The sequence below is a fragment of the Janthinobacterium svalbardense genome (genome assembly GCF_002327145.1).
Lineage (GTDB): Bacteria > Pseudomonadota > Gammaproteobacteria > Burkholderiales > Burkholderiaceae_D > Janthinobacterium > Janthinobacterium tructae.
In genome coordinates this window covers 3,965,135-3,983,682 of sequence record NZ_CP023422.1, presented here as the reverse complement: position 1 = coordinate 3,983,682, position 18,548 = coordinate 3,965,135, and the positions used below count along the sequence as shown (strand labels likewise).

Sequence of the window (18,548 nt, the reverse complement as noted above, 5' to 3'; positions counted from 1 at the left end):
CTTACTCCTTGATCAGCTGGTAGCCGAGACGGTAGACGGTCTGCAGGCAGGAGCGGCCGTCGGCCAGGCTGCCCAGCTTGCGGCGCAGGCTGCTCAAGTGCACGTCGATATTGCGGTCGAAGCGCGCCATGGGCCGGCCCAGGCCCAGTTCCGACAATTGATTCTTGCTCACGGGCTTGCCCGCATGGCGTACCAGCACTTCCAGCAGATTGAATTCCGTGCTCGTCAGCTCCAGGTGCGCACCGGCCCAGGCAACGCGGCGCTGTTCCGGCCACATCGTCAGTTGCCCAACGGCCAGCGGCGCCAGGCCCGAGCTGTCGTGCGGCGCCGCTTGCGAACGGCGCAGGATGGCGCGGATGCGCGCCGTCAGCTCGCGCGGCGTGCACGGCTTGGTCACGTAATCGTCGGCGCCCAGCTCCAGGCCCACGATGCGGTCCGTGTCGTCGCCGCGCGCCGTCAGCATCAGGATGGGCAGGTTGCTGCCGGCGCGGATGCGGCGCAGGGTTTCCAGGCCATTCATGCGCGGCATCATGACGTCGAGGACGGCGATGGCGTACAGGCCCGTCAGCGCTTCGGCCGCGCCGCTTTCGCCGTCATGCACGGCGCGGGCGTCAAAACCTTCCTGCGTCAGGTATTCCTGGAACATGCCGACCAGTTCCACGTCGTCATCGATTAACAAAACCTTGCTCATGCCTGTGCTTTTTTCGGGTGAATATCGCCCGATGATAGCAGTCAACAGGGGCGATTCAGAGCGGTTTTACCCGCTTTTACATACGTCTGCTTACATTTTCGCCGCTTCCTTTACACGCTTTTACGCCACCCTAACGTTGCTTTACACGCCAGACGCCGACAATCAGGGCTGATCGCCACGAAAGGAAAGTCCGATGAAACATCTGAGTATTGCCGTATCCCTGTTGCTGCTGTCCGCCTGCAGCATGCCGCTGCTGGCACTGGCCCAGCAAGAATCTGCGCCGGACGGCCCGCTAGCGCGCGCCATGCCGGGGCCGCCGCCCGGCTTGCCGCCGTTTCTGCACGGTATCGAGTTGAGCGAGGCGCAGCAGGATAAGGTCTTCGCCGCCACCTACGCCCAGGCGCCCTTGCTGCGGGAACAGGAAAAGATCGCTTTCAAGGCCCATGCGCAGCTGCGCGAGCTGGCTGCATCCAGCGCCTACGACGATGCGAAGGCTGGCGCGCTGGCGAATACGGCGGCGCAAGCCATGGCGAAGATCAGCTTGCTGCATGCGCGGCTGGAGCAGCAATTGCTGGCCGTGCTGACGCCGGAACAGCGCCAGCAGGTGCAGAAGCGGCACGACAGCCGCCAGGGTCCGCGCCAGGATTCGCGCCACCTCGAGCGCGCCGAGTAAGCGGCAGGCGCGAGCACAGGGAGAGTCAGCATGCGCATCCATGCCTTGCGTCCGGGCAGCAGCTTGCAGGCGCTCTCGCGACATGCTTCACAGGCGCTGTACCTGTGCGCCAGCCTGAATCCCGCCTTGGCGGGCTTGCCCCACTTGCTGGAATATATGTGGAACTACCTGGTCACGGTCTGGCATCCGCGCTCGAAATGACGCGGCACCAGGCCGCTGAGCGGCGGCAATTGCTGCGCTGGCTGCTGGCCCGCGCCGCCACCTTGCCCTTGATCCGCTACGCCACCGACAACGTCTTTGCCGACGGCGCCAGCTTGCAGATGGCCACGGTGACGGGCAATGCCACGCAGGGCTATGTCGTCACCCTGGCTATCGCCGTGAACGGTTAAGTTGCCGTCATGAACCCCAGGTCGCGCCGGCTGAAGTTGCCGATGTTCGGGAACACCTCGGCCAACTGGCTGTCGGCCACGCCGAACCACTTGGCCAGGGTGGCGCCGTACTGGTCGACGGAGGTGGTCGGCAGCAGGGCGCCGGAACCCACATCCAGCGCATGGCCCAGGCCCGTGGTTGGGAAGGCGCCGTAGATGTCGCCACCTTTCACGGCGCCGCCCACGACAAAGTGGTGCGCGCCCCAGCCGTGATCCGTGCCGTCGCCATTGCTGCTGAAGGTGCGGCCGAAGTCCGACGCCGTAAACGTCGTCACCTGGCGCCGCAGGTCGGCGCCCTGCAGGGCCGCCAGGCTGGCGTCGAAATACACCAGCGCGTGCGCCAGGCGCGCCATCAGGTCGCCATGCAACTCCTTCTGGCGGTCATGCGTGTCGAAACTGCCCAGGGTCACATAAAACACTTGCCGTTTCGCCCCCAGGGCGCCGCGCCCGCCGATGATGCGCGCCACGGTTTGCAATTGCACGGCCAGCTGGTTGACGCCGGACACGCCCGTGTTCGGGTTGACATAGGGCGGCGGATTCGGCACGCCGCCCGCGCCGGCCGCCAGCATGGCGCCGCTCAGTACGCCCTGGCTGGAAATGGCACGCTGCACCGTCGCCACGTGTTCCTGCTCCATCAGGTCGTCGCCCGCCGTGCTGATGATGTCGCGCAAGGCGGTCTCGCCCTGGGTGGTACCGAACAGATAGCCGCTGCCGATATGGCGGATCGGTACGGCGCCCGCCTGGCCCACCTGGAACTGGCGCACCTGGCGCCCGCTGAGGAACAGCGCGTTCGACGCGGCCGAGATGGCCGTAAACGTGGCATAGCCGTTGCCCGTGCCGAGCAGGTCGCCCAGGCGTCCGCCCCAGCCCACGCTGGCGCCTTCCGGCAAGCCCGATTGCCAGGTCGATTGCTGGTCGTTATGCGAAAACAGTTTCGGCGGCAGGGCCACATTGCCCGCCTTGTATTGCGCCAGGGTCACAGGCTGGATCAGGGTGCCCACATTGGCAAGGATGGCGGCGCGGCCGCCGTCGAACAGGTCTTTCACGGGGGCGAGGGCGGGATGCAGCGCAAAGCTGCGGCCTGCCTGCGCCGTGGCGGGCACGATCGGCAGCACGCCGCCCGTTTCGCCCACGCCGGGCAGGTGGATCGAATCGTTGCCGCCCGTGTTGCGTAACCGCGAGTATTCACTCCAGGATGGCGTGTCGGTGGCCAGCACCGTGTTGAAGGTATCGTTGCCGCCGGCCATGAACAGGCACACGAGAGCCTTGTAGTCGTCGGCCGACTGGGCTGCGGCCTGGCCCATGGCGGCCAGGTTGAGGGCGAATGGCGCAGCCGTGCTGCCGGCCAGGCCCAGCATGGAACCGAGGAAGCGCCGGCGCGAGAAGTGGGAGGGGTAGGAGGGGGTAGTCATGCAGCTTCCTTATTTTTGAACCAGGTATTCAGGCGAGGCCATGGCCAGGAAAATGGCCAGGTGCACGCGGTTGGTTTTCGCCGTCGTCACTTGTGCGGCATTGCTGCCGCTGGCGGCGGGTATCGCGATGCTGGTGATGGCCGAGAGGATTTTGCTGCGCAGCCGGGACGACATATTGCCCGACATCAGCAGCAAGTTGACCCGCTCCAGCAAGGCGGCAGGCTGCTCGGCCAGGGCCAGTTCGGCCGAGTAGTCGGCCCGCACGGCACGGCTTTCCGCCACGCCGCCGCTGATGGCATCCTGCATGAAGTTCAGGTAACCGGTGACGGATGGCTCAGACGTGATCTGCATTTCCGGCGCCACCAGGCCCGCCGTTGCCAGCGCGGAATTGGGCGGCACGTAGGAGGGACGGAAGTAGTTGAAGACGGACGGCGCGTTCATGGGGTTCTGGCCCAGTCCCGACAGCGGATCGCTGAGGTAATAGATGCGGTACTGCAAAGCAGCATCCTTGGCGCTAAACGCGCGCATCCAGTTGCCCAGACGCACCAGCGGTTCGCGCAGTTTGCCCGTGCGCAGGGTGCTGCCGGCTGGCGCCAGCGCCTCGGGGTCCAGCAGCACGGCGCGGATCACGGCCTGCATGTCGCCGCGCACGCCCGCACCATTGTTGGCAAAGGCGGCCGCGACCCGGGCCACATAGGCCGGGCCGGGATTGCTGGTGACCAGGCGCTGGATCAGCTGGCGGCCAAAGAAAGGTCCAACGTTCGGATGATTGAACAGGGTGTCGAGGGCCAGTGCCATGTCCGCTTCGCCGCCGCCGGCGCCGGCCGCGCTCACGCCGAGAAAGCGCTTTTCGCTGGTGGAGTGAAACGCCGCATAGTTCTGCATCGGTTTCCAGTCGCGGTCCGGATCGGCCAGGCTGCCAAAAAAACGCTTCGCGTCCTGGTCCGGGCCGGCCCAGCTCCAGCCCGTAAACACTTTCGCCAGGCCGCTCACATCGTCGCGCGTGTAGGTGTCGATGGGTTTGCCACCGGACAGTTTCAATGAGCCATCCGCGTTCAGCTGGTACAGGCCGATGGTAAATAACTGCATGACTTCGCGCGCGAAATTTTCGTCGGGTGTGCGCGTGGCCGATTCCTTCTGGTTGCGCAGGTGCGACAGGTACAGCCCCATCATCGGGTGCGTGGCCATACCCTGCAGCAGGGTGCGGAAGTTGCCGAACGCCTGTTGTCCCAGCATATCGTAGTAACTGGCGAGGCCCCGCGTTTGCGGCCCTACGGCCGCGTTTTGCGTGGAGACGACGAAGATTTCAGACAGGGCAAAGGCCACGCGCTGGCGCAACTGGTCGTCGCCGCGCACGGCTTGCTGCCAGAACGACTCATAAAAGTCGTTTGACACGGCCTTGGTGGCCGCCGTGCCTGCAGCCGGATACTTGGCGTCGATATATTTCCGGTGCAAGGTTTGCGGCTTGGAAAACTGCGCGCGGAACCAGGCATCGCTATCGCTGGCGGCCAGGGCCTCGATGGCCGCCATGTCCGGTCCGAACGTGGCGCGGCCCAGGAAGCGCGACGCTTCCTGGCGCGTGAAGGTGGCCGTTTGTTTGACCGGCGGCGTGGTCAGGGGCGGCGGTGGAATAGTGTCGCCCGGCGTGGTGCCGGGGGCGGTGGACGGCGGCGGCACGACCGAAACGTCCGGGGTCTGGGGCGCGCCGGTCTTGCTGTCGCTGCCACCACCGCAGGCGGATAGCAGGCTGAGCAATGTGATGGCCAGTAAGTGGCGCAAAGTAGGGTCAGTCATTTAATTTCTTTCAGGCAATCAAAACATGGCCCGTTAATTGTAGGGCTTGCTTACCAGAATCTTCTTTCCAATTAGCTATTTGCATGTTGGCTACGTTTATTTTTAATGGGCGTTGGCGTGTCATTGAGGATTTTTTTGTCGAAGTAGCGCGAAGTTTGTTTTTTGAAAATGGAAAATATTTTTTGCTGATGACGCGCACTGTGGCGGATAGGCTACGTAATCATTCCTGCCAATTAAGCTTGTTTGAAAGCTCATCTTGACAACGAAACTCGCTTCGCCGGAAACGATGGTTTTTACGCTATCGGCGAAACACCGTTCGCCGTGGCGTCCCTTTCTTCCCCCGCGTCCTTTCCTCGCATATGGCTGGCATGGCCCTTGCGTCAGGGAGGCATGGACCACCCGCCCTTCTTTCACCGGAGCCTGTCATGACCAGCCGCCTGCTCGCCTATCGTCCCGAGATGGAATTGCCTGATGCGCCAGCCATGCCGCCCTTGCAGCAGGAAGATGCGCTGGCCCTGGCGGCGCGCTTGCTGGAATTGCAGGCGCCGGCCCAGTTCGACGCTTTCCTGGCGCGCCAGCTGGGCGCCACCGTGGTGGGCAGGCAAGTGCGCGGCACGCCGCTGGAAGGCCCGCTGCGCCAGCTGCTGGGCAATGTGGTGGCGCCCCTGCTGCCCCTGCATGGTGGTTCGCCGCAGGCGCTCAAGCGGCGCGCCGCCGGCATCTTCGGCATGGAACTGGAAGGATTGAGCCCGGAAGACAAGGAATTCGAACTGGCGCGCCAGGTCGTGCATCTGATCGATGCCGTCAACACGGAACTGGCGCAGGACGGCGGCATGGACGCGCGCGCGCCCGGCGCGCGGGTAGAGGCGGCCCTGCTGCAAGTGGCGCGCAGCGTGGCGCCAGGCTTGCTCAGGCAGGCGGCGCAAACGCCGGGACGGGACGCTGGCCGCTGGCGCCGCGAGGGCGGGCACATCGTGGTGCTCGATTGTTAGCCGGATGGCCAGGCTGTCCGGCAAGGTAATCCAAACTGAGGTGTCAACCGAGGTGTTAACTTTGAGGAGCTCATCATGCATGACATGGATCGTACGACCCTGGAATACGGGCAGGAGATGTCCGGTTTTGAAGCGGAACAGTTCGAGTTTGGCCAGGGCGAGTGGAGTGGCGAGGGCGGCGCGAACGCCATGTTTTCCGAGGCCGAGGAAATGGAGCTGGCGAATGAATTGCTGTCGGTGAGCAATGAGGCCGAGCTGGAACAGTTTCTCGGCAATTTCCTGCGCAAGGCCGCCTCGGTGGCGGGTGGCATCATCAAGTCGCCCGTGGGGCAAGCCATCGGTGGCGTGCTCAAGGGCGTGGCGAAAAAGGCGATTCCCTTGGCCGGCGGCGCCATCGGCGGCTATTTCGGCGGTCCGCTGGGGGCCAAGATCGGCAGCGGCCTGGCCTCGGCCGCCGGCAGTGCGCTGGGGCTGGAAGCGGAAGCGTCATCGAACGAGGACCGCGAATTCGAGGGCGCCAAGCAGTTCGTGCGCCTGGCGGCCGACACCGTCAACCGCGCCGCGCAGGCGCGCGGTTCGGGCGACCCGCGCGCCATCGCCCAGGCGGCGGCCAGCGCGGCGGCGCGCCAGTTCGCGCCCGGCCTGCTGGGTCGTCCCGGCGGCCAGGTCGCCACACAGAATGGCAATGGCGCCGGCGCCATGGCGCAGGGCAGCGCGCGCGGCCAGGGCGGCATGCGCCCGGCCAGCGGGCGCTGGGCGCGCCAGGGCCATAAAATCGTCCTGTACGGCGTCTGACATCATGGCCATCGGCGCTTACGCTGCCTGGATGCTGGCGCAGGAGGCGCGCTCGCTGCTGACGCGGCTGGCGCGGCTGGAACCGTTCGCGCTGATCGAGCCGACGGTGCTGGCGGCCGCCCTGATGCCCAGTGCCCAGTCGGCCATCGAAAGCCAGCTGGTGCAGGGCCGGCGCGCATTGCGGCGCATGGTGGTTCATTTCCAGGCCTGGCTGCGGCGCGAAGCCGCCGATGGCGCCAGCATGGCCAGCGCCGCCGAGGCGCAGCGCCGCTTCACCTTCCTGCGCCTGAAATTCAACGCCGCGCTGACCCAGTTCGACCTGTTCAACGAAGTCATCACGCAGCGCAGCGAGCACAAGACGGGCGTGTGGCTGGCGGGCCTCGACATCGTTGCCGCCGACGCGCTGGCGCTGCCCGGCAATGTGTACCAGGCGCCACCCGTGATCTGCTACCTGGACCGGGGGCCGGGCGCCGCCATCCGCCGCGCACGTACGCGCCTGCCGGGCGGCGGCGACAATCCCGTCGCCATCATCCGTTTGCCGCGCGAACGCATGATCGGCAGCAGCATCGCCTCGTCGCTGGTGCACGAGGTGGGGCATCAGGGCGCGGCCCTGCTGGACCTGGTGGCGTCCCTGCGGCCCATGCTGCAAGCGATGCAGCACGGCGGCAGCGGCCTGGTGCATGTGTGGCAGCTGTGGGAGCGGTGGATTTCCGAAATCGTGGCCGATTTCTGGTCGCTGGCGCGCGTCGGCGTGGCCGCTACCCTGGGCCTGATCGGCGTGGTCAGCCTGCCGCGCGTGTTTGTCTTCCGACTCAATATCGACGATCCCCACCCGGTGCCATGGCTGCGGGTGCGCCTGAGCTGCGCCATGGGACGGGCCTTGTATCCGCATCCGCAATGGAGCCGGCTGGAGCAGCTGTGGCTGTCGTACTACCCGCTGGCGGGCCTGCCCCTGGGGCAGCAGCGACTGCTGGAACAGTTGCAGGCCAGCATGGCGGCCCTGGTGGGCTTGCTGGTGCAGCACCGGCCGCCGGCCTTGCGCGGCGGCTCGCTGGCCGAGGCCATGGCCGTGCACACACGCCAGCCGGCCATGCTGGCGCAGCTGTTTCGCAGCTGGACCCTGGCGCCGGCGCAGATGTACGAGGCCACGCCCACCCTGGTGTTCGCCGTGCTGGGACAGGCGCGCGCCAGCGGCACCTTGAGCCCGGAAGACGAAAGCGAGCTGCTGGGGCGTTTGCTGACCCACTGGGCCCTGCGCAGCACCCTGGACACGTCGGAGCTGTGCGCCGATGTCGTGCGGCATGGCCGCCAGCCCGGCAGGGCGTTTGATTATCCATTGAGGAGAATGACATGAGCAGCAAGATGAGCAGCAATAGGAGTAGCAAAAGCGGGGCGGCGGGCCAGGCGGGTCCGCGACAGCACGGCGGCAGCATCGCGGTCACCGTGCACGAGCACGATAGCGGGATCATGGTCGTCAATGCCGCCATCAGCCTGTACCGGGGAGCCGAGGCCGATTGCCATAATTTCAATCCCGCCACCTGGGTAGCCGATCCCGCCATGCTGGTGGGCGTGCGCTGGACGGATGGCCGCGGCTGCACCGTGTTTGCCGACCTGGCGACGGGCAGCTACGTGGGCGTGTATGGCAATTTCCCCGCCACCGCGCCCCAGTGCGTGACGGTGCAGGCGGGCTGCAGCGCCGTGCTGTGCTTCAAGCCGCAGCTCAATCCGCAGGTGGCGCTGGTGTTTGAAACGCCTGACTGCCATCCCAGCGATTGTCAGTTCGGCAGGGTGGGCGACCGCGCTGTCGCCAGCGTCGCGTTTGACGGCGATCAAAGCGCCGACGGGCGCGACCAGGTGCAGGTGCTGGCCGCCTCGCCATGGGTGCCCATGCGCGGTGCCGTAAATACCTTTTCCACGCCCGTGCGGCGCGCCGGCATGCACCGTTTCATGGGCCAGATGATGCTGTCGCAGCGGCCCGAACTGCGCAACGCCTTGCCCGTGCCGGAAGGCCTCAGCCCGAACGCCATGCTGGCCGTGGATGCGGAATACGAGACGGAGGAGCGCCAGCCGCAGCCCATCTCCGGCAATGTGGGCGTATCGCTGACGCGCACGGAAACGGAGCCGACGGAAGACTTGCCGCTGTGGACCTTGATACGCAACAGCACCGAAGCGATGTCGTTTACGAATTACCTGCATTTCATGGACAGCCTGTTTTGCGGCGACCTGGCGAATGTACGCGGCTTCGAACAGGAACGCTTCGTCAAGAAGGCCGACATGTTCCAGCAGCTCAAGCAGCGCCGCGCGCTGCCGTTTTCCGATGCCGATTCCTACCGCATGCTGAAAGTGGCGACGGAAGCGTTCGTGATGGTCAATTGCGGCGTGCTGAACCAGCCGCTGGCCTTCAATCCGGCCGAGGACAACGCCTACCTGGACCGGCGCGACATTCCCCAGGGACGCGACCTGGAAACCGTGCTGCGCAACGATTACCTGGAAAACATCGATGGCTTCCAGACCTTGCCGTATCTGGCCGTGATCCGCCGCAAGCTGCCCGACATCCCCATCAGTCTCCCGCGCGGCCAGGAAGGTGAGGTGGACCTGTGCTTTGGCATCATCCAGGAAAAGCTGGCCAATCCTTGCCTGCTGGAACTGATCTGGTCGTACTGGCACGAAGAGGGCATGCTGGTGCAAACCATGAATGCCATCACGCAGCGTTTCCAGAACCTGCGCGCGCCGGGCAGCGGCCTCGATCCCCTGTCGAACACGGAAATCGACATGTTGCGTCCGCTGAACAATTTGCTGTGGGGATACACGCAAGATGAGCAGCACCGGCTGACCGTGGTGCGCCGCAATTACGAGTACGACCACCATTACGGCGTGCGTCTCGATGGCAAGGCGGTACAGCACTTCCGGCCAGCCGACAGCCGCTCGAAATTCCTCGAAGCGTTCCACCATTTGCTGCGCCTGCTGACTTCGTTCTACAAGCAGGACGACGACACCACCGTCAAGGCGGACGCCTTCCCCGTGCTGAATGCATTGAAAGAGATACACCTGATCCTCTCGCAGGGCGCGCACAACCAGTTTGGCGACTTGCCGTCGACGGCCCGCATCGAGATGCTGATGCAGCAATGGATGCTGGCGCGGCCGGAATTCCGCGAATTTTTGCCCACGCGCGTGATGGTGGCGTATCCGGAACCGTGGATGGACCGTGTCGATGCCATGAAGAAACTGCAGGGCTGGACGGATACGAGCGTGATGCATTTCCGTAACCTGGCCATCTTTGGCGAGCAATTGCTGCTCTCCGTGCGCTACGGCAACTGGAGCGATATCTATGAGCCCACCCAGGCTTTCAACTGGGCACGTTTCTGGCGCCCGCAAGTGCAGGGTTACATCCACGGCTACCGCGCCGCCACGGGGGTGGATTTGTCCGTCGACAGCAGCGACCCCGCGATCGAAGCGACCATGCCCTCGGTGCTGCTGCGCCAGCGCCTGAGCCAGCAGCTGCGCAGCGTCTAGGGCGGGAGCGGGGCGCGTGCATGCTCGACTTTACCAGTGCCCTGTACTTGGGCATGCGCCATCCGGCGGCCCAGCTGGCGCCATGGAGCAGCCTGACTCTGGGGCAGCCGGCGGCGCTGCGCGAGCCACCGGGCGCGCCAGCGCTGGCAGCGGACCTGGCCGCGCTGCAAGGCTGCGAAGCGGCCTGCGTGCTGCCGTCGACCCTGCATTTGTTCTGGGACCTGTTCGGCATGCTGGCTGCCGAGCGCCTGGTGATCCTCGTCGATGGCGGCAGTTACGCCATCGCGCGCTGGGGCGCCGAGCGGGCGCAGGCGCTGGGCTTGCCGCAGCAAGTGTTTCCCAGCGGCGAGGTGGCGGCGCTGCGGCGCCTGGTGGCGGCCTGGGGCAGGCAGGGACGGCGCCCGTTGATCCTGGCCGACGGCTATGTGCCGGGCAGCGAGCAGCTCTTGCCGCTGGCCTGCTATGCGGCCCTGGCGCGCCAGGGCGGCGGTTATCTGCTGCTGGACGACACGCAGGTGCTGGGCGTAATGGGTACACAGGGCGGCGGCTCGGCGCGGCTGCATGGTTTGCCTGGCGAATCGCTGATCATCGGCGCTTCGCTGGCCAAGGGTTTCGGCGTGCCGCTGGCCGTGCTGGCCGGCAGCGACGGCCTGCTGCGGCGCTTCGCGGCGCACAGCCAGACGCGCGTGCATGCCAGTCCGCCTTCGGCCGCCGTGCTGGCAGCGGCGCGGCGCGCGCTGACGCTCAATGCGCAGCATGGCGACGCCCTGCGCGCCAGGCTGTCCGACCGGGTGGCGCAGTGGCGCAGCGGGATGGCGGCGGCCGGCATCGCTTGCCGGGGCGGCAGCTTCCCCGTGCAGCGCCTGCCAGGGTGCGCCCATTTGCAGCCAGCCTTGCACGCAGCGGGCGTGCTGGCGCTGGCGCAAGCGGGGGATGGCCCCGGCGCGCTGACTTTTATGCTGCGGGCCGACCAGACGCCCGGGCAACTGGAGCAGGCGATGGATTTGCTTGAACATCACATCAGGAGGCGATATGCACGACGCGTTTGAAGTGTTGCCCTTTGCGGGGCAGCCAGGAGTGGCCGGCGAACAGGAATGGCAGGGGGAATGGTCACAGGAATGGTCGCAGGAGTGGCAAGGGGAGGACAAGGCCGAATGGGAGGGCGAGCGCCCGCGTCCCGGTAGCGCTCGCGGCGGCATGCGCGGCGGCGGGCTGCGCGCCCGGCCACCGTTGCGCGGACAGCGCCGTCCCGCGCCGCCGCGCTACCGGGGCTGGGGCGGCTATCCGGCCATCTATCCGACGATTTATCCGGCGCCCTATCCCGTGGTGGAACCGGCTTTTGGCGACCGGCAGGAGCCGGATGCTGGCCAGGGACAGGACCAGGAACCAGACCAGGGACCAGACCAGGGGCAGGACGATGGCCAGATGCAGGGCGAAATCCCGCCTACCCTGGCCGGCACCATGGGTCGGGTGCCGGAAGCGGCCGCCCTCAATTACCTGGCGCTGGGTACGCTCGCCAATGCCCTGCGCGACCCGCATGGCCGGGGGCCGGGCCTGTATGTGATCGAGTTCGATGCGGGCGGACGGCGCCGCGCCTACAGCGGCCAGACGGACGACCTGCACCGGCGTTTGCTGCAGCACCGGCTGTGCGGCCAGATGATGGGCGTCGACCTGAGCGGGCACCAGGTGTACGTGGCGCCCCTGTCCTCGGCGGCGCAGCGGCGCCGTATCGAACAGCGCATCCACGACGACATGCTCGCCAATCAGCGCGGCGTGCTGACCAACCAGCGGCGCGAACTGGAACTGGCCGTGCTGGGCGAAATGTGGGGCTGACGACAACAGGATGACGGCGAAGGAGAACATCATGCATCAACTCGAATGCGCATGCGCGCAATGCCGGCAGCGGGCCGGCGCCGCGTTTGAAGTGCTGGAATTCGGCCACGACTGGCCCGGCAAGGGCACGGCGCCGGCCATCTTCGGCGAAGAGGAAGAATTGCAGCTCGCCACGGAATTGCTGGAAGTGGCCAGCGAGGAAGAACTCGAGCAGTTTCTCGGCAATGTCTTCAAGAGCGTGTGGAAGGGCGTCAAGAAGGTGGGATCGACCCTTGCCAAGGTGGCCAAGCCCCTGGGCGGCGCCTTGAAGGCCGTGGCCAAGACGGCCTTGCCATTTGTCGGCGGCGCCCTCGGTTCGATGATCCCCATACCGGGCGTGGGCACGGCGCTCGGTTCAGCCCTGGGGCGCGCGGCCAGCAATGCGCTGGAGCTGGAAATGGAGAGCGAAGCGCCGGCCGACCGCGAGCTGGAGCTGGCGCGCCGCTTCGTGCGCATCGCGGGGCAGGCGGCGCGCCTGGCGGCCGATGGCGATGGCAGCGCGCGCGCCGTGGAAAGCGCGCTGACGCGGGCCCTGCACCAGCAATTGCCGCACTTCCGTTCGCCCGCGCCGCAGCAGGAAGAGGAAAGTGGGCGCTGGCGCCGGCGCGGCAACCGCATCGTCGTCATGGGCGACTGGAGCTGAGCGCAGGGAGGCGGCCATGGCGCTGGTCATCGATTGTCATTGCCACGCTGGCACCGGCGACGGTTTGAGTGGGCCGTGGGACAGCGCTGCGCCGCTAAATGCATATTTACGCCGCGCGCAGGCGGCCGGCATCGCCCGCAGCGTGCTGTTCGCCACCTTTCACTCTGATCAAGGTCTTGTTCGGTTCGGATGGCCCCTGGCTGCATCCGGGGCTGGAATTGCACAAGGTTCAGCTGCTGGGCTTGCCGCCGCTGGATGCGGCGCTGATTATGGGTGGCAATTTTTTGCGGCTGGCGGGGCTGGCGTGAGGCTGCTTGCCGCGCAGGCGGCCGCCTTGCGGCGTATCTGCAGGGCGCGGTCGGTCACGCCCAGCCGGGCGGCGGCGCGCTGGTTGTTGCCGTGTTCCTCGGCCAGCACCAGGCGGATGGCCAGGTCGCTGGCGCAGCGCGTGATGTCCGACAGATTCAGGCCCAGGCTCAGGGCTCGCCGCACGGCCGCTTCAAAATACGGGTCGGGCCAGGGCGGCGCCAGCAGCCGTTCTTCGGGCGGCAGGGCGCCGATGGTGATGGGGCCGGGGCCGCAATGGCGGTGCCAGATGCGCGTGACGGTCTGGCGCAGCTCGCGCACATTGCCCGGATAGTCGCGCAGCAGCAGGTATTCGCGCACGGCGGCGTCCAGCGGTGGCGCAGGCCGCTGCCCCAGCTCGGCGAGGAAATGCCGGGCCAGAGGCAGGATATCGTCCTGGCGTTCGCGCAGGGGCGGCGTCTGGCAACGCCAGCCGGCGATACGGTAATACAGGTCGGCGCGGAAGGCGCCGCGCGCCACTTCGTCTTCCAGTTCGCGGTTGGTGGCGCACACGAGTCTGAATTGCGTGGGTTGCCAGGTATTGCCGCCCACGCGCTTGTATTGGCGTTCCTGGATGGCGCGCAGCAGCTGCGCCTGCAGGGGCAGCGACAGTTCGCCCACTTCGTCGAGAAACAGCACGCCGCCGTCGGCCAGGGCAAAAGCGCCGTCGCGCGCACCAGACGCCCCCGTAAAGGCGCCCCGTTCATGGCCGAACAGTTCGCTGCCAGCCAGTTCCGGCGACAGGGTAGTGCAGTCGAGGATGGTGAAGCCGCCGTGGCAATTGCCGAGGCGGTGGACCAGTTGCGCCAATAAATCCTTGCCCGTGCCCGTTTCGCCCGTGATCAGCACCGAGGCCTGGCTGAAGGCGGCCATTTCCACCACATGGTGCAGCAAGGCCGTCCAGGCCGCGCTGTCGCCCACCAACTGCTGGCGCACGGCGTTTGATGCCAGCAGCTGCGCCACGGCTTGCCAGCGCTGCAGGCGCGCCAGCACCGGGCCCGCGTCAATGGCGCCGTCCGGCCACCGCAGCACATCGAGCGCGCCTGCCGCCATCAGGGCGCGCTGTTGCGCGCAGCTGGGTGACCGGCCGCAGGCGGCAATGGCCAGCACGGAGGCGTGCCGGCACAGGACCGGCAGCGCGTGCAGCAGCGCGGCATCGGTCTCGGCAAACAGCACGATGCCCGCGCTAGCGACCTCGCCATCGTGCCGCCGCTCTACAGTTACCTGAGCCTGCTTCAAGGCCGTCATCAGCAAGGCGCCACTGCCAGCCGCCGCCTGCTGCACGATTTCCAGCCACACCTTGAGCGTCATATGCCTGCCATCACGAGGGCACGAGTCGCCTATCTTAGAAGCCCGATACCCCAGCCGTTTGATCTGGCGCAAGCGTGCGCGGTAGCCCAGAATGAAAAACGCCGCCTGATCTGCATCAGGCGGCGTTCATGAGCGCAGTTCAAGGAACGGCGATGTTTTTAGATGTTCTCATCCAACTTGACGCAATCCACAAAATATCCACGCTTGCCATCGACTTCGCGTTTCACCAGGCCATGCACATCCGTCTCGAAGCCGGGGAAGCGCTCGTTGAAGTCGCGCGCGAAGCGCAGGTAGTCGACGATGGTCTTGTTGAAGCGCTCGCCCGGGATCAAGAGCGGAATGCCCGGTGGATATGGCGTCAGCAGGATGGACGTGATGCGCCCTTCCAGTTCGTCGATGGCCACGCGCTCGATTTCGCGGTGCGCCATCTTGGCGAACGCGTCCGACGGCTTCATGGCGGGGATCATGTCCGACAAATACATTTCCGTCGTCAGACGCGCCACGTCATAGGCCTTGTAGAAATCGTGGATTTGCTGGCACAGGTCGCGCAAGCCCATTTTTTCGTAGCGCGGGTTGGCGGCCGCAAATTCCGGCAGGATGCGCCACATCGGCTGGTTCTTGTCGTAGTCGTCCTTGAACTGTTGCAAGGCCGTCAGCAAGGTATTCCAGCGGCCCTTGGTGATGCCGATGGTAAACATGATGAAGAACGAGTACAGGCCACATTTTTCAATGATGACGCCGTGCTCGGCCAGGTATTTGGTGACGATGGACGCGGGGATGCCCGTCTCGCCGAACTGGCCGTCCAGCGACAGACCCGGGTTGACGATGGTCGCCTTGATCGGGTCGAGCATGTTGAAGCCGGGAGCGAGGTCGCCGAAGCCGTGCCAGTCATCCTCGGCGCGTATCATCCAGTCTTCCTGCTGGCCCATGCCTTCGTCGTTGAAGCTGTCCGGACCCCACACCTGGAACCACCAGTCCTGGCCCCATTCCTGGTCGATCTTCTTCATGGCGCGGCGGAAATCGAGCGCTTCCATGATCGATTCTTCCACCAGGGCCGTGCCGCCCGGCGCTTCCATCATGGCCGCGGCCACATCGCACGAGGCGATGATGGAATACTGCGGCGAGGTCGAGGTGTGCATCAGGTAAGCCTCGTTGAAGGCGTCCTGGTCCAGCTTGACCGTGTCCGATTCACGCACGAGGATTTGCGAAGCCTGTGACAGGCCGGCGAGCAATTTGTGCGTGGACTGGGTCGAGAAGATCATCGATTCCTTGGCGCGCGGACGGTCCTTGCCGATGGCGTGCATATTCTTGTAGAAATCGTGGAAGGTGGCGTGCGGCAGCCACGCTTCATCGAAGTGCAGGGTGTCGATCTTGCCATCGAGCATTTCGCGCAGGGTTTCCACGTTGTAGATCACGCCGTCGTAGGTCGATTGCGTGATGGTCAGAATGCGCGGCTTCTTGTTCTTCGCTTCGCGTGCGAACGGGTTCGCCTCGATCTTGCGGGCAATGCTTTCCGGCGTGAATTCATGCAGCGGGATGGGGCCGATGATGCCCAGGTGATTGCGCGTCGGCATCAGGAACACGGGAATCGCGCCGCACATGATGATCGAATGCAAGATCGACTTGTGGCAATTGCGGTCGACGACGACGATGTCGCCCGGTGCCACGGTCGAGTGCCACACCATCTTGTTCGAGGTGGACGTACCATTGGTGACAAAATAGCAATGATCGGCATTGAAGATGCGCGCCGCATTCCGCTCGGACGCGGCGACAGGGCCCGTATGGTCGAGCAGCTGGCCCAGTTCTTCGACGGCGTTGCAGACGTCGGCGCGCAGCATGTTTTCACCGAAGAACTGGTGGAACATCTGGCCGATAGGCGACTTCAGGAATGCGACGCCGCCCGAGTGGCCGGGGCAATGCCACGAGTAGGAGCCGTCGTTGGCGTAGTGCACCAGTGCGCGGAAGAACGGCGGCGACAGGCCATCGAGGTAGGATTTCGCTTCGCGGATGATATGGCGCGCGACGAATTCCGGCGTATCTTCGAACATGTGGATGAAACCATGCAGTTCGCGCAGGATATCGTTCGGAATGTGGCGCGAGGTACGCGTTTCACCGTACAGATAAATCGGGATATCGGCGTTCTTGTAGCGGATTTCTTCGACGAAGGCGCGTAGCGATTTCAAGGCGTGGTCGGTTTCCTCGACGGAACCGGCACCGAACTCTTCATCGTCGATCGACAGCACGAAGGCCGATGCGCGCGATTGTTGTTGGGCAAATTGCGACAAATCGCCGTAGCTGGTCACGCCCAGCACTTCCATGCCTTCTTTTTCCATTGCGGCGGCAAGGGCGCGAATGCCCAGGCCGGACGTATTTTCAGAACGGAAATCCTCGTCAATGATGACGATGGGGAAACGAAATTTCATGCATGTCTCCAAAAAAGCAAGCCGCCCCTGACTTATGTGGAGGGGCGGACTAGGGCGCGACGGTCAGGCGGTAGTACAACCCGGCAGCCGCAGAAAAAAAATAAGAACGGGATTCTCGCAGAAATGCGGCGTCTGCGGGAAAAAAATATCGTAGCCAAGCGTCACCAGCATGCGCTAGCGTGACGCAACGGTGTGACAGGGGTATTACAGCAACATTCTGTCCGTATGCATATCAACTTTATCAGGCTTTGCGTTGCAAGGTGACAAAGGCGTAAGGCAGGCCGGATTTCTCCGAGACATGCGCTTCGCGCGCGGTTTCTTGCCACACGGCATGGTCCACGGCGGGGAAAAAAGCGTCACAGTCAAACGTCTGGCCGATTTCCGTGATGATCAAACGCTGCGCCAAGGCCAGTGATTGCTGGTAGATTTCGGCGCCGCCGATGACATAGCCTTCGGCCCCATCGAGCAGGGCGATGGCCGCTTGCACCGACGACACCGCTTCCACGCCGTCATGGCGCCAGTCCGGGTTGCGCGTGATGACGATGTTGCGGCGGTTCGGCAGCGGACGGCCGATGGAATCGAAGGTCTTGCGGCCCATGAGGATGGGGTGGCCCGTCGTCAGGCGCTTGAAGTGCGCGAGGTCTTCCGGCAATTTCCACGGCAGGGTGTTGTCGATGCCGATGCCGCCTTGCTGGTCGGTGGCGACGATGATGGTCAAATGGCTCATGGGTTCTGTGAAAAGGGTTGGGGCATGGCCCGATGCCCGTCATTATCGTTGAAATTGCCGGCCGCCTCCAGATGCGCACGCATGGCTTCGGCCAGCGCGCCCGGCGCTTCCAGCGGAATCATGTGGCCTGTGTTGTCTTTTAGTAAGTGCAAGGTAGCCTGCGGCAGGCGGGCGGCCATGGCGCGCAGGTCGTCGGGATGGACGAGCTTGTCGTCTTCGGCGCCCACGATCAGCACGGGGAAATCGAGTTCCGGCAAGCGCGCCATCAGGTCGGGGCGGTTGATGGTGGTGAGAAATTGCGCCAGCAGCACGTCCTTGCCCAGGTCCAGTCCCATTTGCTGGATCAGGCCCGTGATGGCGGTATCGTCCAGGTGCGACGGGTGCAGCAGTTCGCGCAGGCGCTGGCGCGTGATGCCCGCATAGGCATTGCGCTCAAGCATGGCGACGATGCGCTGGCGCGCGCTAATTTCCGCCGGCAGCAAACCTTGGGCGGAATTGGCGATCAAAGTCAAAGACTGCACACGCTGCGGGTGCGCCAGCGCGTGTTCCAGCGCCAGGTAGGCGCCCAGCGAAAAGCCCACCAGGTGGGCTTGCGGAGCGCTGTGGCTGGCAATCATCGATTGCATCTGCGCGCGCGTGCGCGCCTGATGCAGGGGCACGTGCTGTAGCTGAAAGGCGTCGCCCAGGGCAGGGGCCAGGCGCGACCACAGGCGTTCATCGCACAAGGTGCCGGGGATGCAAACGAGTCGTATCGTTGTATTGTTCAAGGACAAGCCTGGTACAGGATGGTGAAAATTTTTGTCGAGCGGCATTATCCGTCATTTTGCGCATCCGGATCGCAGCACGGTATTTTCCGTATGGCATTATTTTCAATAGTGCGCGGCTGGCAAGCAGGAACTTTATGGTAGGCTCATGACTCATCAAGCCGG

19 protein-coding genes are annotated in these 18,548 nt (G+C 65.0%); 12 read left to right on the top strand and 7 right to left on the bottom strand.

From position 1 onward, the window contains the following. Position 1 precedes the first annotated feature (1 nt). Positions 2 to 691 (bottom strand): response regulator transcription factor, encoded by a 690-nt coding sequence (locus CNX70_RS17665; RefSeq protein ID WP_071076833.1) that lies wholly within the window; start codon positions 689 to 691, stop codon positions 2 to 4. 193 nt (positions 692 to 884) lie between these two features. Between CNX70_RS17665 and CNX70_RS17660 the strand changes: the two genes are divergently transcribed. The 3 genes from CNX70_RS17660 to CNX70_RS28720 are packed head-to-tail and all read left to right on the top strand — an operon-like array spanning position 885 to position 1,753. Further along, complete coding sequence (locus tag CNX70_RS17660; RefSeq protein WP_096235785.1) at positions 885 to 1,364, top strand: Spy/CpxP family protein refolding chaperone; 480 nt, start codon at positions 885 to 887, stop codon at positions 1,362 to 1,364. Between the two features lie 30 nt (positions 1,365 to 1,394). Further along, complete coding sequence (locus tag CNX70_RS28270) at positions 1,395 to 1,565, top strand: hypothetical protein (protein WP_157751094.1); 171 nt, start codon at positions 1,395 to 1,397, stop codon at positions 1,563 to 1,565. Next, positions 1,562 to 1,753: a hypothetical protein gene (locus CNX70_RS28720; protein ID WP_096235784.1), complete on the top strand. Its 192-nt coding sequence runs from the start codon at positions 1,562 to 1,564 to the stop codon at positions 1,751 to 1,753. Before CNX70_RS28270 ends, CNX70_RS28720 begins: the two co-directional genes overlap by 4 nt. Here CNX70_RS28720 and CNX70_RS17650 read toward each other — a convergent pair. Together CNX70_RS17650 and CNX70_RS17645 are read right to left on the bottom strand one after the other, a co-directional pair. Beyond that, positions 1,750 to 3,204, bottom strand: coding sequence for a DUF1501 domain-containing protein (locus CNX70_RS17650; RefSeq protein ID WP_096235783.1), 1,455 nt, complete (start codon positions 3,202 to 3,204; stop codon positions 1,750 to 1,752). The two genes, CNX70_RS28720 and CNX70_RS17650, sit on opposite strands and share 4 nt — an antisense overlap. A 9-nt stretch (positions 3,205 to 3,213) precedes the next feature. Then, positions 3,214 to 4,998, bottom strand: coding sequence for a DUF1800 domain-containing protein (locus CNX70_RS17645; RefSeq protein ID WP_096235782.1), 1,785 nt, complete (start codon positions 4,996 to 4,998; stop codon positions 3,214 to 3,216). Between the two features lie 425 nt (positions 4,999 to 5,423). Between CNX70_RS17645 and CNX70_RS17640 the strand changes: the two genes are divergently transcribed. From CNX70_RS17640 to CNX70_RS28575, 9 genes are all read left to right on the top strand, one after another. Then, positions 5,424 to 5,990: a hypothetical protein gene (locus CNX70_RS17640; RefSeq protein WP_096235781.1), complete on the top strand. Its 567-nt coding sequence runs from the start codon at positions 5,424 to 5,426 to the stop codon at positions 5,988 to 5,990. A gap of 75 nt (positions 5,991 to 6,065) precedes the next feature. After that, a complete protein-coding gene (locus tag CNX70_RS17635; RefSeq protein ID WP_096235780.1) occupies positions 6,066 to 6,785 on the top strand; it encodes a hypothetical protein in 720 nt (239 codons plus the stop codon). Continuing rightward, positions 6,782 to 6,847 (top strand): GlyGly-CTERM sorting domain-containing protein, encoded by a 66-nt coding sequence (locus CNX70_RS29285; protein WP_197678704.1) that lies wholly within the window; start codon positions 6,782 to 6,784, stop codon positions 6,845 to 6,847. Before CNX70_RS17635 ends, CNX70_RS29285 begins: the two co-directional genes overlap by 4 nt. Next, a complete protein-coding gene (locus CNX70_RS28945; RefSeq protein ID WP_425269257.1) occupies positions 6,820 to 8,139 on the top strand; it encodes a hypothetical protein in 1,320 nt (439 codons plus the stop codon). The genes CNX70_RS29285 and CNX70_RS28945 overlap by 28 nt, the downstream gene beginning before the upstream one ends. Next, positions 8,136 to 10,298 carry a hypothetical protein gene (locus CNX70_RS17625; protein ID WP_096235778.1) on the top strand — a complete coding sequence of 721 codons (2,163 nt, stop codon included), beginning with the start codon at positions 8,136 to 8,138 and terminating at the stop codon, positions 10,296 to 10,298. The genes CNX70_RS28945 and CNX70_RS17625 overlap by 4 nt, the downstream gene beginning before the upstream one ends. A 20-nt stretch (positions 10,299 to 10,318) precedes the next feature. Next, on the top strand, positions 10,319 to 11,347 hold the full coding sequence (locus CNX70_RS17620) for an aminotransferase class I/II-fold pyridoxal phosphate-dependent enzyme (protein WP_096235777.1): 1,029 nt from the start codon (positions 10,319 to 10,321) through the stop codon (positions 11,345 to 11,347). Then, the gene (locus CNX70_RS17615) at positions 11,331 to 12,131 is read left to right on the top strand and encodes a GIY-YIG nuclease family protein (RefSeq protein WP_096235776.1); all 801 of its coding nucleotides are present in this window, start codon (positions 11,331 to 11,333) and stop codon (positions 12,129 to 12,131) included. Before CNX70_RS17620 ends, CNX70_RS17615 begins: the two co-directional genes overlap by 17 nt. Positions 12,132 to 12,162: 31 nt before the next feature. Next, positions 12,163 to 12,813 carry a hypothetical protein gene (locus CNX70_RS17610; protein WP_096235775.1) on the top strand — a complete coding sequence of 217 codons (651 nt, stop codon included), beginning with the start codon at positions 12,163 to 12,165 and terminating at the stop codon, positions 12,811 to 12,813. A gap of 98 nt (positions 12,814 to 12,911) precedes the next feature. Then, positions 12,912 to 13,121 (top strand): hypothetical protein, encoded by a 210-nt coding sequence (locus CNX70_RS28575; protein ID WP_208624440.1) that lies wholly within the window; start codon positions 12,912 to 12,914, stop codon positions 13,119 to 13,121. On the opposite strand, the gene CNX70_RS17600 is transcribed toward CNX70_RS28575, so the two are convergent. The 4 genes from CNX70_RS17600 to CNX70_RS17585 all read right to left on the bottom strand — a co-directional run bounded on the left by CNX70_RS17600 (position 13,081) and on the right by CNX70_RS17585 (position 18,431). Then, positions 13,081 to 14,469 (bottom strand): sigma 54-interacting transcriptional regulator, encoded by a 1,389-nt coding sequence (locus CNX70_RS17600; protein WP_096235774.1) that lies wholly within the window; start codon positions 14,467 to 14,469, stop codon positions 13,081 to 13,083. The genes CNX70_RS28575 and CNX70_RS17600 overlap by 41 nt on opposite strands. A 158-nt stretch (positions 14,470 to 14,627) precedes the next feature. After that, positions 14,628 to 16,892: an arginine/lysine/ornithine decarboxylase gene (locus CNX70_RS17595; RefSeq protein WP_071076848.1), complete on the bottom strand. Its 2,265-nt coding sequence runs from the start codon at positions 16,890 to 16,892 to the stop codon at positions 14,628 to 14,630. A gap of 241 nt (positions 16,893 to 17,133) precedes the next feature. Further along, entirely contained in the window at positions 17,134 to 17,619 is a 486-nt protein-coding gene (locus CNX70_RS17590) for a dihydrofolate reductase (protein ID WP_096235773.1), read from the bottom strand. Further along, entirely contained in the window at positions 17,616 to 18,431 is an 816-nt protein-coding gene (locus CNX70_RS17585; RefSeq protein ID WP_096235772.1) for an alpha/beta fold hydrolase, read from the bottom strand. The genes CNX70_RS17590 and CNX70_RS17585 overlap by 4 nt, the downstream gene beginning before the upstream one ends. Positions 18,432 to 18,548: the final 117 nt, after the last annotated feature.

Excerpts from the sequence above, each read along its gene's own strand:
- CNX70_RS17665 (WP_071076833.1), bottom strand. The coding sequence starts at position 691 with ATGAGCAAGGTTTTGTTAATCGATGACGACGTGGAACTGGTCGGCATG.
- CNX70_RS17660 (WP_096235785.1), top strand. The coding sequence starts at position 885 with ATGAAACATCTGAGTATTGCCGTATCCCTGTTGCTGCTGTCCGCCTGC.
- CNX70_RS28270 (WP_157751094.1), top strand. The coding sequence starts at position 1,395 with ATGCGCATCCATGCCTTGCGTCCGGGCAGCAGCTTGCAGGCGCTCTCG.
- CNX70_RS28720 (WP_096235784.1), top strand. The coding sequence starts at position 1,562 with ATGACGCGGCACCAGGCCGCTGAGCGGCGGCAATTGCTGCGCTGGCTG.
- CNX70_RS17650 (WP_096235783.1), bottom strand. The coding sequence starts at position 3,204 with ATGACTACCCCCTCCTACCCCTCCCACTTCTCGCGCCGGCGCTTCCTC.
- CNX70_RS17645 (WP_096235782.1), bottom strand. The coding sequence starts at position 4,998 with ATGACTGACCCTACTTTGCGCCACTTACTGGCCATCACATTGCTCAGC.
- CNX70_RS17640 (WP_096235781.1), top strand. The coding sequence starts at position 5,424 with ATGACCAGCCGCCTGCTCGCCTATCGTCCCGAGATGGAATTGCCTGAT.
- CNX70_RS17635 (WP_096235780.1), top strand. The coding sequence starts at position 6,066 with ATGCATGACATGGATCGTACGACCCTGGAATACGGGCAGGAGATGTCC.
- CNX70_RS17625 (WP_096235778.1), top strand. The coding sequence starts at position 8,136 with ATGAGCAGCAAGATGAGCAGCAATAGGAGTAGCAAAAGCGGGGCGGCG.
- CNX70_RS17620 (WP_096235777.1), top strand. The coding sequence starts at position 10,319 with ATGCTCGACTTTACCAGTGCCCTGTACTTGGGCATGCGCCATCCGGCG.
- CNX70_RS17615 (WP_096235776.1), top strand. The coding sequence starts at position 11,331 with ATGCACGACGCGTTTGAAGTGTTGCCCTTTGCGGGGCAGCCAGGAGTG.
- CNX70_RS17610 (WP_096235775.1), top strand. The coding sequence starts at position 12,163 with ATGCATCAACTCGAATGCGCATGCGCGCAATGCCGGCAGCGGGCCGGC.
- CNX70_RS28575 (WP_208624440.1), top strand. The coding sequence starts at position 12,912 with ATGCATATTTACGCCGCGCGCAGGCGGCCGGCATCGCCCGCAGCGTGC.
- CNX70_RS17600 (WP_096235774.1), bottom strand. The coding sequence starts at position 14,469 with ATGACGCTCAAGGTGTGGCTGGAAATCGTGCAGCAGGCGGCGGCTGGC.
- CNX70_RS17595 (WP_071076848.1), bottom strand. The coding sequence starts at position 16,892 with ATGAAATTTCGTTTCCCCATCGTCATCATTGACGAGGATTTCCGTTCT.
- CNX70_RS17590 (WP_096235773.1), bottom strand. The coding sequence starts at position 17,619 with ATGAGCCATTTGACCATCATCGTCGCCACCGACCAGCAAGGCGGCATC.
- CNX70_RS17585 (WP_096235772.1), bottom strand. The coding sequence starts at position 18,431 with ATGCCGCTCGACAAAAATTTTCACCATCCTGTACCAGGCTTGTCCTTG.